This window comes from Variovorax sp. PAMC 28711 (genome assembly GCF_001577265.1).
Taxonomy (GTDB): Bacteria; Pseudomonadota; Gammaproteobacteria; order Burkholderiales; family Burkholderiaceae_C; genus Variovorax.
This window is the reverse complement of the sequence record NZ_CP014517.1, coordinates 442369-455969: the sequence shown is the minus strand read 5'-3', so window position 1 is coordinate 455969 and position 13601 is coordinate 442369. Positions and strand designations below refer to the sequence as shown.

Genomic DNA, 13601 nt, shown 5'->3' with positions numbered 1-13601 from the left:
ACATCATGAACAACGACACCTCTTCGACCCCCGCTGCACCCGTGGCAGCCGTCACCCCCGCAGCGCCGGTTTCCGACGCACCTTCCAGCAACAAGCGCCGTCGCGCACTCACCGTGCTGGCCGCGGTCGTCGTCGTCGTGGGCGGCGGCTGGGGCGTCTACGAATGGCTGGTCGCCAGCCACTACGAGGACACCGACAACGCCTACGTGCAGGGCAACGTGATCCAGATCACGCCGCAAATCGGCGGCACCGTCATGTCGATCGGCGCCGACGACACCGACTTCGTAAAGGCGGGCCAGCCGCTGGTCCAGCTCGACCCGGCCGATGCCAAGGTCGCCCTGGAGCAATCCGAAGCGGCGCTGGCCCAAGCCGTGCGACAGGTTCGCACGCTCTACGCCAACAACGGTTCGCTGGCCGCGCAGGTCACGCTGAAGCAGTCAGACGTGGTGCGCGCTCAAAGCGACATCGCCCGCGCGCAAGACGACCTGAAGCGCCGGCAGGCGCTCTCGGGCAACGGCGCGGTGTCCAAGGAAGAACTGAACCATTCGGAGACCACGCTCGCCAACGCGAAGAGCTCGCTGGCGGCAGCGCAAGCGGGTGTGGCGGCCGCGAAAGAGCAGCTCGTCAGCAACCAGTCGCTGACCGAAGGCACCAGCGTGGCCGAGCACCCGAGCGTGCTGGCGGCCGCTTCCAAAGTGCGGGAGGCCTACCTCGGCACCCAGCGCGTCGCACTGCCCGCGCCGGTCGACGGTTATGTGGCCAAGCGCACCGTGCAACTGGGTCAGCGGGTTTCGGCCGGCACGCCGATGATGTCGATCGTGCCCTTGAACCAGCTGTGGGTCGATGCCAACTTCAAGGAAGTCCAGCTGCGCAACATCCGCATCGGCCAGCCCGTGAAACTGACGGCCGACCTGTACGGCACCAAGGTCGAATACAGCGGCAAGGTGGCCGGGCTCGGCATCGGCACCGGTTCGGCGTTCGCGTTGCTGCCGGCGCAGAACGCCACCGGCAACTGGATCAAGGTGGTGCAGCGCGTGCCGGTGCGCATCGCGCTCGACCCGGAACAGCTCAAGAAGAATCCCCTGCGCGTCGGCCTGTCGATGGACGCCGAAGTCGACATCAGCAACAAGGACGGGATGATGCTGGCCGCGGCACCGCGCAGCAACGCGCTCACGCAAACGCAGGTCTACAGCACGCTCGACCATGGCGCCGATGCCGTGGTCAACGGCATCATCGCGGCCAACCTGAGCGGTGCCGCGCCGTCGGTGGTGGGCAAGCGCCCGGCGGCCGCGGCGGCAGTGCCTGCGCCGGCGGTTGCTGCGGTCGACGGCCGCGGCTGAGTCCGGACGCGCTGCTTCCGCCATGGCCACCGCCGCTCCCGCCCACATCACTCACGCGCCGCTCGAAGGCGCGGCCCGCGTCTGGGGCACCATTGCACTGTCGGCGGCCACGTTCATGAACGTGCTCGACACGTCGATCGCGAACGTATCGCTGCCCGCCATCTCGGGCGACCTCGGTGTCAGCTCGACGCAGGGCACCTGGGTGATCACCAGCTTCGCGGTGGCCAACGCCATCGCGGTGCCGCTCACCGGCTTCATGACGCAGCGCTTCGGGCAGGTCCGCCTGTTCATGGCGAGCGTGATCCTGTTCATGATCACCTCGCTCCTGTGCGGCCTCGCGCCGAACATGACGACGCTGATCCTGTTTCGCGCGCTCCAGGGCTTCGTCGCGGGTCCGATGATCCCGCTCTCGCAGACACTGCTGCTGTCGAGCTATCCGCGCGCCAAGGCCGGCCTCGCGATGGCGATGTGGTCGATGACCACGCTGGTCGCCCCGGTGATGGGGCCATTGCTCGGCGGATGGATCACCGACAACATCTCGTGGCCGTGGATTTTCTACATCAACATCCCGGTCGGAATCGCCGCCGCGACCATCACCTGGGTGCTCTACCGCAAGCGCGACAGCGCCACCTACAAGGTGCCGATCGACGCGGTGGGTCTGGCGCTGCTGGTGCTGTGGGTCGGCTCGATGCAACTGATGCTCGACAAGGGCAAGGAGCTCGACTGGTTCCACTCGGCCACCATCATCACGCTCGCCGTGGTCGCGCTGGTCGGGTTCGCCTTCTTCCTGATCTGGGAGCTGACCGACAAGCATCCGGTGGTCGACCTGTCGCTCTTCAAGCGCCGCAACTTCTGGTCGGGCGCGTTCGCGACCGCGGTGGCGTACGGCCTGTTCTTCGGCAACGTCGTGATCCTGCCGTTGTGGTTGCAGCAATGGATGGGCTACACGGCCACGCAGGCCGGGATGATCATGGCGCCCGTGGGCATGCTGGCGATCATCTTCTCGCCGATCGTGGGGCTCACGGTCGGCAAGGTCGACCCGCGGCGCTATGCGACCTTCTCGTTCCTGGTGTTCGCGCTGGTGCTTTGGATGCGCTCCAACTTCAACACGCAGGCCGACTTCTGGACCATCATGATCCCGACAGTCATCCAGGGCGTGGCGATGGCGTTCTTCTTCATCCCGCTGGTCACGATCACGCTGTCGGGCCTCACCCCCGACCGCATCCCGGCCGCGTCGGGCCTGTCGAATTTCCTGCGCATCACGGCTGGCGCGATGGGCACCTCGATCGCCACCACGGTGTGGGAGAACCGTGCCGCCCTGCACCACGCGCAGCTGGTGGAAAACGTCACCACCGGCAATGCGGCAGCCAGCAGCGCCATTGCCGGTCTGAGCGCGAGCGGTTTCAGTACCGAACAGGTGCTGGGCCAGCTCAACCGGCTGGTCGACCAGCAGGCCTTCATGCTGGCCTCGAACGACCTGTTCTACGGCTCGGCTTTCCTGTTCGTGCTGCTGATTCCGCTGGTCTGGCTGGCCAAGCCGGCCAAGGGCGGGGCGGCCGGCGATGCCGCAGCCGGGGCGCACTGATTCGTGCAGGGAGATTCGGCGCGGCGCTGCATTACGCAACGCTGACGCCGGTTGCAGTGCAGCATAGGCATTTGCCCCAGTAGGAAGCGCCTGCGGGCCCGCCTAACATCCGTCCGCGCTCAATCAGAGCGCGTACCGATGGACCGCATGACCGACTTTTTCCGCCAGCTTTCCGGCGCCAGCGCGAGATGAGCGACATCATTCTCGAGACACGCCAGCTCACCAAAGAATTCAAGGGCTTCACCGCGGTCAGCAAGGTCGACCTGTCGGTGGTGCGCGGCTCCATCCACGCGCTGATCGGCCCCAACGGCGCGGGCAAGACCACCTGCTTCAACCTGCTGACCAAGTTCCTGGAGCCGACCACCGGCACCATGCTGTTCAACGGGCAGGACATCACGGGCGAGCGCCCCGCACAGATCGCGCGGCGCGGCATCATCCGCTCGTTCCAGATCTCGGCGGTGTTTCCGCATCTCACGCTGCTCGAAAACGTCCGTCTCGGCCTGCAACGCAAGCTCGGCGTGAGCTACCACTTCTGGAAGAGCGAAAAATCCCTGCGCGCCCTTGACGGCCGGGCGCGGGAGTTGCTCGCCGAAGTCGGGCTCGAAGACATGGCCGACGAGCAAACCGTCAACCTCCCGTACGGCCGCAAGCGCGCGCTCGAGATCGCCACCACGCTGGCCATGGAGCCCGAACTGATGCTGCTTGACGAGCCGACGCAGGGCATGGGCCACGAAGACGTGCACCGCGTCGCCGAACTCATCAAGCGGGTGTCGGCCGGCCGCACCATCCTCATGGTCGAACACAACATGAGCGTCGTCTCCACGATCGCCGACACCATCACCGTGCTGCAGCGCGGCGCGGTGCTCGCCGAAGGGCCGTACGCCGAAGTCTCCAGGAATCCGCAAGTGATGGAGGCCTACATGGGCACCACCGACGGCCAGCTCCAGGGCGCCCACTGATGACCGCCGCACTCGAAATCAAGGGTCTCAACGCCTGGTACGGCGAGTCGCACGTGCTGCACGGCGTCGACATGGTCGTGCAGCCCGGCGAAGTGGTCACGCTGCTCGGCCGCAACGGGGCAGGGCGTACCACGACACTGCGCGCCATCATGGGCCTGACCGGCGCGCGCAAGGGCAGCATCGAGGTCCACGGTGTCGAGACCATCGGCATGGCGACCCACCGCATCGCCCACCTGGGCATCGGCTATTGCCCGGAAGAGCGTGGCATCTTCGCCAGCCTCTCGTGCGAAGAAAACCTGCTGCTGCCGCCAGCGCTCAAGGGTGCGGGGCCGGGCATGTCGGTCGACGAGATCTACGCCATGTTCCCCAACCTGGCCGAGCGTCGGCACAGCCAGGGCACACGCCTCTCGGGCGGCGAGCAGCAGATGCTGGCCGTCGGCCGCATCCTGCGCACCGGCGCCAAGCTGCTGTTGCTCGACGAAATCTCCGAGGGCCTGGCCCCGGTGATCGTGCAGGCGCTGGCTCGAATGATCACCACGCTGCGCGGCAAGGGCTACACGATCGTCATGGTCGAACAGAACTTCCGCTTCGCCGCGCCGCTGGCCGACCGCTTCTACGTGATGGAGCACGGCCGCATCGTCGAGAAATTCGGCGCCGCGGAACTTGAAGCCAAGATGCCCGTGCTGACCGAGTTGCTCGGCGTCTGACGCGCCGCCATTCCAGATTTCAACGGAGAAAAAACATGAAAAACCAGCTCACCGCATTCGCCCTGGCCATCGCATCGCTTGCACTGGCTGCGGGCGCGCAGGCCCAGGAAAAAGTCAAGATCGGCTTTGTCACCGACCTGTCGGGCCTCTACGCCGATCTCGAAGGCAAGGGCGGCGCGACCGCCATCCAGATGGCGATCGACGACTTCGGCGGCAAGGCGCTGGGCCAGCCGATCGAGCTGCTCGTGGCCGATCACCAGAACAAAGCCGACGTGGCCGCTTCCAAGGCCCGCGAATGGATCGACACCGCCGGCGTCACGATGATCTTCGGCGGCACCAGTTCGGGCACGGCGCTCGCCACGGCCAAGGTGGCCGAAGAAAAGAAGCGCGTGTATTTCAACAACGGCGCCGGCACCTCGGCGCTCACCAACGAACAGTGCAGCCCGTACACGGTGCACTACGCTTATGACACGGTGGCGCTGGCCAAGGCACGGGCGCTGCGGTGGTCGACAAGGGCGGCAAGAGCTGGTTCTTCCTGACCGCCGACTACGCATTCGGCCACGCGCTGGAAGCCGACACCACCACCGTCATCAAGGCCAAGGGCGGCACGGTCGTCGGCTCGGTGCGCCATCCGCTCAACGGATCGGATTTCTCGTCGTTCCTGCTGCAGGCGCAAAACTCCAAGGCGCAAATCCTCGGCCTCGCCAACGCGGGCGGCGACTTCATCAATTCGGTGAAGGCGGCACGCGAGTTCGGCATCAACAAGACCATGAAGACCGCCGGCCTGCTGGTGTTCCTGAGCGACGTGCACAGCCTGGGCCTGAAGAACACCGAAGGCCTGCTGCACACCACCAGCTGGTACTGGGACCTGAACGACGACACGCGCAAGTTCGCGAACCGCTATTTCGCCAAGACCCAACGCATGCCCACCGACGTGCAGGCCGCCGACTACTCCGCCACCACGACCTACCTGAAAGCCGTGGCCGCCGCCAAGACCACCGACAGCGACAAGGTGATGGCGCAGCTCAAGAGCATGAAGATCGACGACTTCTACGGAAAGGGCCAGATCCGCGCGGACGGCAGCTTCATCCACGACATGTACCTGGTCGAAGTGAAGTCGCCGGCCGAATCCAAGAAGCCGTGGGACTACCTGAAGGTGATCTCCAAGCTCGACGGCGACAAGGTCTTCACGACCAAGGCCGAGACCAAGTGCGCTCTCTGGAAGTGACCCGTCCCGCCCGCCGCCCGTAACCCCAAGGAAGACCCATGAAACGCACCCACATCGCTATCGCCGCCGTCATCGCACTCTCCCTCTTTGCCGGAGCTGCCGCGCAGGCGCAGGACAAGGTCAAGATCGGCTTCATCACCGACATGTCGAGCCTCTACGGCGACGTGGAAGGCAAGGGCGGCGCGACCGCCATCCAGATGGCCATCGACGACTTCGGCGGCAAGGTGAATGGCATGCCGATCGAGCTGCTCACGGCCGACCACCAGAACAAGGCCGACATCGCCGCTTCCAAGGCGCGCGAGTGGATCGACACGCAGGGCCTCACGATGCTGTTCGGCGGCACCAGCTCGGGCACGGGTTTGGCCATGGCCAAGATCGCTCAGGAGAAGAAGCGCGTCTTCATGGTGAACGGCGCCGGCAGCTCGGCCCTTACCAACGAGCAGTGCAGCCCGTACACCGTGCACTACGCCTACGACACGGTCGCGCTCGCCAAGGGCACTGGCGCCGCAGTCATCGCACGCGGCGACAAGAGCTGGTACTTCCTGACAGCCGACTACGCCTTCGGCCAGGCGCTCGAAGCCGATGCGACCAAGGTGGTGAAGGAAAAGGGCGGCACCGTGCTGGGTTCGGTGAAGGCACCGCTCAACACCTCCGACTTCTCTTCGTTCCTGCTGCAGGCGCAGAACTCCAAGGCGCAGGTGCTGGCACTGGCCAACGCTGGCGGCGATACCCAGAACGCGATCAAGTCGGCGCGGGAATTCGGCATCAACAAGAGCATGAAGATGGTCGGCCTGCTGGTGTTCATCACCGACGTGCACAGCCTGGGCCTGAAGAACACCGAGGGCCTGCTGCTCACGACCAGCTGGGACTGGAACCTCGACGACAAGACGCGCGCCTTCGGCAAGCGCTTCTTCGAGAAGACCAAGCGCATGCCCACCGACATCCAGGCCGCCGACTACTCCGCCACCATGACTTACCTGAAGGCGCTGCAGGCCGCCAAGACGGTCGATGCCGACACGGTGATGGCGCAGATCAAGAAGACCCCGATCGACGACTTCTACGCCAAGGGCATGGTGCGTGCCGACGGCCGCTTCGTGCACGACATGTACCTGATGCAGGTGAAGTCGCAGGCCGAATCCAAGCAGCCGTGGGACTACTACAAGGTCGTCCAGAAGCTGAAGGGCGACGAGGTCTTCACGACCAAGGCCGAATCCCGTTGCGCACTCTGGAAGTGATCGCGCGTTCATGAACATATCAATGCCCGCTCTGTTGAGCCAGCTCCTCTTGGGGCTGGTCAACGGTTCGTTCTATGCGATCCTGAGCCTCGGGCTGGCAGTGATCTTCGGTCTGCTCAACGTGATCAACTTTGCGCATGGCGCGTTGTTCATGCTGGGCGCCATCCTGAGCTGGATGGCGATGGAGTATTTCGGCATCAACTACTGGGTGATGCTGTTGCTGGCGCCGGTGGTGGTGGGGCTCTTCGGCGTCGTCATCGAGCGCTTGCTGCTGCGCTGGATCTACAAGCTCGATCATCTCTACGGACTCTTGCTCACGCTCGGGCTGACGTTGCTGATCGAGGGTGTGTTCCGCTCGATCTACGGCGTGTCGGGCCTGTCGTACGACGCACCCGACGCGCTTGCCAGCGCAACCGACCTCGGCTTCATGGTGCTGCCGAACTACCGCGCCTGGGTCGTGGTCGCCTCGCTCACCGTGTGCTTCGCCACGTGGTACGTGATCGAGAAAACCCGGCTCGGCGCCTACCTGCGGGCCGGCACCGAAAACCCGCGGCTGGTCGAAGCCTTCGGGGTGAACGTGCCGTTGATGATCACGCTGACCTATGCGTTCGGCTGTGCGCTCGCCGCCTTCGCCGGCGTGTTGGCCGCGCCGGTGATCCAGGTCACGCCGCTCATGGGGCAGAACCTCATCATCGTGGTGTTCGCGGTGGTCGTGATCGGCGGCATGGGTTCCATCATGGGCGCCATTCTCACCGGCCTGGGCCTCGGCGTGATCGAGGGTTTGACCAAGGTTTTCTATCCCGAAGCGTCCTCGACCGTGGTGTTCGTGATCATGGTGATCGTGTTGCTCATCCGCCCCGCCGGCCTGTTCGGCAAAGAGAAATAAGCGGATCGCGCCATGAAAAAAATCACTCCCGTCGTCTACGCGCTGCTGCTCCTCGCGCTCCTGGTCGCGCCCTTCTTCGGCGCCTATCCGGTGTTCGTGATGAAGCTCATGTGCTTCGCACTGTTCGCCTCCGCCTTCAACCTGCTGCTCGGCTACACCGGCCTGCTGTCCTTCGGCCATGCGGCCTTCCTGGGCGGTTCGGCCTACGTGGCGGGCCACGCGATGAAGGTGTGGGGTCTCACGCCCGAGCTCGGCTTGCTCTGCGGCACGCTGACCGGGGCACTGCTCGGCTGGCTCTTCGGCATCCTGGCCATTCGCCGTCAGGGCATCTACTTCGCGATGATCACGCTGGCCTTGGCGCAGATGATGTTCTTCGTCGCGCTGCAGGCCAAGTTTACCGGCGGCGAAGACGGCCTTCAGGGCGTGCCGCGCGGCAAGCTCTTCGGCGTCGTCGACCTCTCGAACGACCTCACGATGTACTACGTGGCGCTGGTGGTGGTGGTCGCGGCATTCCTGGTCATCGTGCGCACCATCCATTCGCCTTTCGGCCAGGTGCTCAAGGGCATCAAGGAAAACGAACCGCGCGCGCTGTCGCTGGGTTATGACGTCAGCCGCTTCAAGCTGCTCGCCTTCGTGATCTCGGCCGCACTCTCCGGGTTGGCCGGTTCTCTCAAGACGCTGGTGCTCGGTTTCGCCACGCTCAGCGACGTGCACTGGACGGCCTCGGGGCAGGTCATCCTCATGACGCTGGTCGGCGGCCTCGGCACGCTGTCGGGTCCGCTCGTCGGCTCGGCGGTCGTGGTGCTGCTCGAGAACAAGATCGGCGAACTCGGCAGCTTCCTCGCGCGCCTCACGAGTGTCGAGTGGTTCAACACGCTCGGCGAGTCGGTGACCATGGTCACCGGCCTGATCTTCGTGATTTGCGTGCTGGCCTTCCGCAAGGGGATCATGGGCGAGATCATCGCGTTCATCGACCGGCGGCGCGGTCGCCACGGCTGACACGACGGACGCAGACCATGTGGCAGCCGGCGTTGCGTTACCCCGATCCGGCGGTCGAAATTCTTGACCCGCGTTTCGCCCCGTACGTTCTCTTCAACGCCGCTGTCGAGCGGCTCGCGACCGGCTTTCGCTGGGCCGAAGGGCCGGTCTGGTTCGGTGATCAGCGCACGCTGCTCTGGAGCGACCTGCCCAACGACCGCGTGATGCGCTGGGACGAGGCGACCGGCGCCTCCAGCGTGTTTCGCCAGCCTTCGCGCTTCGCCAACGGCCACACGCGCGACAGGCAAGGCCGCCTTCTGAGTTGCGAGCACGGCGAGCGGCGCGTGACGCGCACCGAGTACGACGGCCGCCTCACCGTGATCCTCGATCGCTTCGACGGCAAGCGCCTCAATTCGCCGAACGACATCGTCGTGAAAACGGACGACTCGATTTGGTTCACCGACCCACCCTTCGGCATCCTTGCGCACCACGAAGGCGGCAAGGCCGATGCCGAGTTGCCGACGAACATCTACCGCGTGGACGGTCAGACCGGCGTGGCCACCGTCGTGAGTGCCGACGTGGCGCGCCCGAACGGTCTTTGCTTTTCGCCCGACGAGAAGCGGCTGTATGTGGTCGAGTCCGGCGCATCGCCGCGACGAATCCGCGTGTTCGATCTGGCCGATGACGGACGGCGACTCGTCAACGACCGCGTGTTCGTCCAGTGCGGTGCGCACAGTGCCCCCGATGGATTCCGCTGCGATGTCGATGGCAACCTGTGGGCCGGCTGGGGCATGGGCGAGGGCCATGACGGCGTGCGGGTGTTCGCGCCCGACGCCACGCCGATCGGTCACATCGCGCTGCCCGAGCGCTGCGCCAACCTCTGCTTCGGCGGCGTCGCGCGCAACCGGCTCTTCATGGCGGCGAGCCAGTCGCTCTATGCGCTGTACGTGAACACGCAAGGCGCGCCGGGCGGCTGAACAAGTTGCCAGCGCCGAGCGCCGTCAGAGCTTGAGCGGGGCCGCGTAGCCGGTCATCTCGAGGTAGCCACGCCCTACGCGCTGGCCGCCTGCATCGAGCAACTCGCTCAGGCCCTCCCAGTACACGCCCCCGGTCGAGCCGCGGCTGTCGAGTTCCTGGTCATCGAGCAGGGCGCGCACGCTGAAGGCGCCGGCCGGCGTGTGCACGCGCCATCGCGTCGGGTAGCGCGCCTCAGTGCGCGGACTGGTCCATGCGGTCTCGGCTTCGAAGCGCACCTCGTCGGCGCCGAACACACGCAGCACGCCGGCGCGCGTGCGCATCGACCCGCCGGCCCACAGCGCACTGCCGTCACGTCGCCGCAAATGGAAAGCAGTGAGCGCGCTGCCATCGTCCAGGTTCATGCCGATCCAGTCCCAGCCGACCGCGTCGGGGTGCAGCACTGCATCGCTGGCTTCATGGTCGAGCCACGCCGTGCCGGTGACGTCGAAGGCGCGACCCTTGAGCGTGACGCGACCCTGTGTCGCCAGCTGCGGCTCGCTGTAGTAGTAGCTGGCCTGCGCCTCTTCCGGGCCCTTGCGAGAGAGGCCGGCGGCGCCTTGCAGCAGCACCGGCTGCGTCGGCGTAAAGCGCAGGTCGAGCCCGAATTCGCCAGCCGCAATGCGCGCCTGGTAGCGGCCGTCCTGCCGCACCAGCGACCAGTCGCGCAGGCGCACGTCGGTGTCGGTCTCGCTGGCCGATGCGATGCCGAAGCCCGCGCGTGCGATGCGCTGGTCGTGCAGCAACACGCGTCCTTGCAGGTCGGTGACCGCTGCGTGCGCAAAGATCATCTGCTTGGCCGCAAAGCCTGAACGCATCGATTGCGTCGCATCGATGCGGGAGCGGAAGAAGGTCACCTGGAAACCGAATTCCCGTCCCCCCGCATCGTGGGCGTGGCCGGTGATGTACCACCACTCGGTCTGAAGATCCGGGTGGCTGCCGAAGTCGCGCGGGAACTGGAGCGTGCGCGGCGGCAACGCCCATGCGGTCGGTGCGAACAGCGCGGCCAGCAAGAGATGACGACGCGACAGGCGGCCGCGTGGGGGCGTGATGTTCACCAGTCTTCCTTCACCGCCAGCACCGCATCGCGGCCTGCCGCGGCCCGCCCCGCGAGCCATGCCGTCACCGTGCCGGCCGCGACCACCGCCGCGCACAGCGCGATGAGCCGCAGCCACGGCACCAGCAAATCCATCGTCCAGTGGAAGCTCTGCGGGTTCACCACCTTCACCAGCACGACCGACACCGCGAGTCCTAGCAGCAGACCCGCGACGGCGCCGATCGCCGTCCACGCCGCGCCTTCGCCGGCGACGATCCCAAGCACCTGGCGCCGGGTGAAGCCGAGGTGCGCGAGCAACCCGAACTCCTTGCGCCGCGCCAGCACCTGCGCGCTGAAGCTGGCCGCGATGCCGAACAGGCCGATCGCGATCGCGACCCCTTGCAGCCAGTACGTCACCGCAAAGCTCCGATCAAAGATGCGCAGCGAGGTCGCGCGGATCTGGCCCACCGAGGCGATCTCGACCGGCACCGCGGCCTCGCCGGTCGCGCGTGCGGCGACGGCGCGCACGGCGGTCTGCACATCGGCCTCGCTGGCGCCGGGTGCGAGCCACAGCGACACGTCGCTCACGCTGCGGTCGCCGGTGAGTCGCTCGAAGTCGCGCGCGTCGATCGTGATGGCGCCGAACTGCCGCACGTAGTCGCGCCACACGCCGGCCACGAAAAAGACCGCGGGTTGCGCCGTCGCCGTCACCGCCGGCACGAACGCCCTGGAAAGCGGCGCGAAGACGGTGCCCGGCTTCGCGCCGTACAGCGCGACCATCGCCTCGCTCACGTAGATGCCGATCTGCCCTGCAGGCACCGGCACCGCGGCGCCCACGAGCGGCAGCGAGCGCGATGCGTCGTCGTCGAGACTGCGCGAAACGAGGGTGACGGCGGGCCGCGTCGCTTCGAGTAGCAGCGCGCGCGTGCGCTGCGTGCCGGTGCGTGCAACGCCGGGAATCTGCGCGAGCGCCTGCACGAAGGCCGGGGTGAACGGCGCCGCATCGGCGTTGCTCGCGGCCGCGCCGCCACTCTTGCTGCCCTCCACGCTGGACCGCACGTAGAGGTCGGCCGGCAGCACCACGTCGAGCCATCGCGTCACCGAGTCGCGAAAGCTCGCGACCATCACGGTGAGCGCGACCGCCAGGCTCAGGCTCGCGACCACGCCGCTCACCGCCACCGCCGCAGTGCCGCGCATGCGGCGTGCGCGTTCGATGGCGAGCATCGGCAACAGGCGTTGCGCGAACAGCGGCGCCACGCGGTCGTAGAGCAGCGCGATCAGCCATGGCAGCGCCGTGATGCCACCGACCAGCAGCAGGCCGACCGAGAGGTACGCGGCGATGGGAATGCCGAACACGGCCGGTGCGCCGGCAAGCAACGCCCCTGCTGCGATCAGGACCAGGGCGATGCGATGCCCGCGACCCTGCGCCGGCGCGGCGCCCAGACCTTTGAGCGTCTGCGCCTCCGGCAGCGATTGCGCAGCGCGCGCGGGCCACCAGCCGCCGACCAGCGCCGCGAGCACACCGAGCCCGCCGTAGACCAGCGCCGCGCCGGTGCGCCAGTGCAGCACAGGTGCGACACCGTCGAAATAGCCGCCACCGAGATCGCCGCCCAGCACGCGCAACGCGAAGGCCGCGAGTGCGGTCCCAAGCGCGATACCGGTCACGCTGCCGATCACGCCGAGCACCAGGGATTCCACCAGCACCAGCCGAAGTCGCTGCCTCGGTGTGAGGCCCAGCACGCCGAGCAGCGCGAACTGCTGCGCGCGTTTGGCGACGCTGAGCGCGAGCACCGAGAAGACCAGGAACGCGCCGGTAAACAGCGCGACCAGCGCCAGCACCGTGAGATTCACCCGGTAGGCGCGCGACAAATTGCTCACGCGCTCGGCCGAATCGCCCGGCTCGGCGATGCGGATGCCGGCCGGCCAGTCCGGCGCGCTTTCGAGTGACCGGATGAACGCGGTGCGATCGGCGCCCGCCACGAGCCGCAGGTCAATGCGGGTGAGCCGACCGGTGCGGCCGAACAGGTCCTGCACCGCGCCGATGTCCATCACCGCCAGGGCCGTGCCGCCCGCGGCCACGGTGCCCGCGACCTGCACCCGACGCCATTGCCCGTCGCTCGACAGTTGCACCGTCGTTGCGGCCTCGCCGAGCGCGCTGCGGGCTGCGGCGTTGAGAAAAACCGTGTCGGGTGCGAACAACGAAAAGCGCTCGGCGGTCCCTGAAGGCGAAGGCATCAGCGCGGGGGCGATGGTCGGCAGCACCAGCGCGTCGACGCCGATCACGCGCAGTGCAATCGGCGCGTTGGGCGCGTCGGTGTCGGTCGATGGCGCCGCCACCGTTTGCACTTCCAGCACCGGGCTCGCGAGCAACACCTGCGGATGCCCTGCGACACGCGCGTAGACCGCTTCGTCGAAGCCGCCCTGCTGCACCGCGCGCAGTTCAAGGTCGGGCTGGCCGTTGACCGAACGCACCGCGCTGGAGAACTCGTCGAGTGCCGAGGCGTTGATGAGGTGAACCGAAAACGCGAGCGCCACGCCGAGCATCACCGCGACGACGGCGGCTGCGTTGCGCCACGGGTGGTGGCGCAGCTCCTGCCAGGAAAAAGTGGTGAGCAGGGCGCGCATGGCAGCGA

General features: G+C 66.8%; 10 protein-coding genes and 1 pseudogene. 9 read left to right on the top strand and 2 right to left on the bottom strand.

What is annotated here, in order from left to right; genetic code table 11:
* Nucleotides 1–5 precede the first annotated feature (5 nt).
* The 9 genes and pseudogenes from AX767_RS02355 (at nucleotide 6) to AX767_RS02315 (ending at nucleotide 9895) form a co-directional block, all read left to right on the top strand.
* On the top strand, nucleotides 6–1340 hold the full coding sequence (locus AX767_RS02355; protein ID WP_068628303.1) for an HlyD family secretion protein: 1335 nt from the start codon (nucleotides 6–8) through the stop codon (nucleotides 1338–1340).
* A gap of 22 nt (nucleotides 1341–1362) precedes the next feature.
* Nucleotides 1363–2925 carry a DHA2 family efflux MFS transporter permease subunit gene (locus AX767_RS02350; protein WP_068628301.1) on the top strand — a complete coding sequence of 521 codons (1563 nt, stop codon included), beginning with the start codon at nucleotides 1363–1365 and terminating at the stop codon, nucleotides 2923–2925.
* Nucleotides 2926–3113: 188 nt separating this feature from the next.
* On the top strand, nucleotides 3114–3884 hold the full coding sequence (locus AX767_RS02345) for an ABC transporter ATP-binding protein (protein WP_068628299.1): 771 nt from the start codon (nucleotides 3114–3116) through the stop codon (nucleotides 3882–3884).
* On the top strand, nucleotides 3884–4591 hold the full coding sequence (locus AX767_RS02340; RefSeq protein WP_068628297.1) for an ABC transporter ATP-binding protein: 708 nt from the start codon (nucleotides 3884–3886) through the stop codon (nucleotides 4589–4591). The genes AX767_RS02345 and AX767_RS02340 overlap by 1 nt, the downstream gene beginning before the upstream one ends.
* A 35-nt stretch (nucleotides 4592–4626) precedes the next feature.
* A pseudogene (locus AX767_RS02335) lies at nucleotides 4627–5819 on the top strand (ABC transporter substrate-binding protein).
* A gap of 38 nt (nucleotides 5820–5857) precedes the next feature.
* A complete protein-coding gene (locus AX767_RS02330) occupies nucleotides 5858–7054 on the top strand; it encodes an ABC transporter substrate-binding protein (protein WP_068628295.1) in 1197 nt (398 codons plus the stop codon).
* A gap of 10 nt (nucleotides 7055–7064) precedes the next feature.
* Nucleotides 7065–7940: a branched-chain amino acid ABC transporter permease gene (locus AX767_RS02325; protein ID WP_068628293.1), complete on the top strand. Its 876-nt coding sequence runs from the start codon at nucleotides 7065–7067 to the stop codon at nucleotides 7938–7940.
* Nucleotides 7941–7952: 12 nt separating this feature from the next.
* Complete coding sequence (locus AX767_RS02320) at nucleotides 7953–8939, top strand: branched-chain amino acid ABC transporter permease (RefSeq protein ID WP_068628279.1); 987 nt, start codon at nucleotides 7953–7955, stop codon at nucleotides 8937–8939.
* A gap of 17 nt (nucleotides 8940–8956) precedes the next feature.
* Nucleotides 8957–9895: an SMP-30/gluconolactonase/LRE family protein gene (locus tag AX767_RS02315; RefSeq protein ID WP_068628277.1), complete on the top strand. Its 939-nt coding sequence runs from the start codon at nucleotides 8957–8959 to the stop codon at nucleotides 9893–9895.
* 24 nt (nucleotides 9896–9919) lie between these two features.
* Here AX767_RS02315 and AX767_RS02310 read toward each other — a convergent pair whose 3' ends face one another.
* Together AX767_RS02310 and AX767_RS02305 are read right to left on the bottom strand one after the other, a co-directional pair.
* On the bottom strand, nucleotides 9920–10990 hold the full coding sequence (locus AX767_RS02310; protein WP_443082764.1) for a lipocalin-like domain-containing protein: 1071 nt from the start codon (nucleotides 10988–10990) through the stop codon (nucleotides 9920–9922).
* Nucleotides 10987–13593, bottom strand: coding sequence for an ABC transporter permease (locus AX767_RS02305; RefSeq protein WP_068628275.1), 2607 nt, complete (start codon nucleotides 13591–13593; stop codon nucleotides 10987–10989). The genes AX767_RS02310 and AX767_RS02305 overlap by 4 nt, the downstream gene beginning before the upstream one ends.
* Nucleotides 13594–13601: the final 8 nt, after the last annotated feature.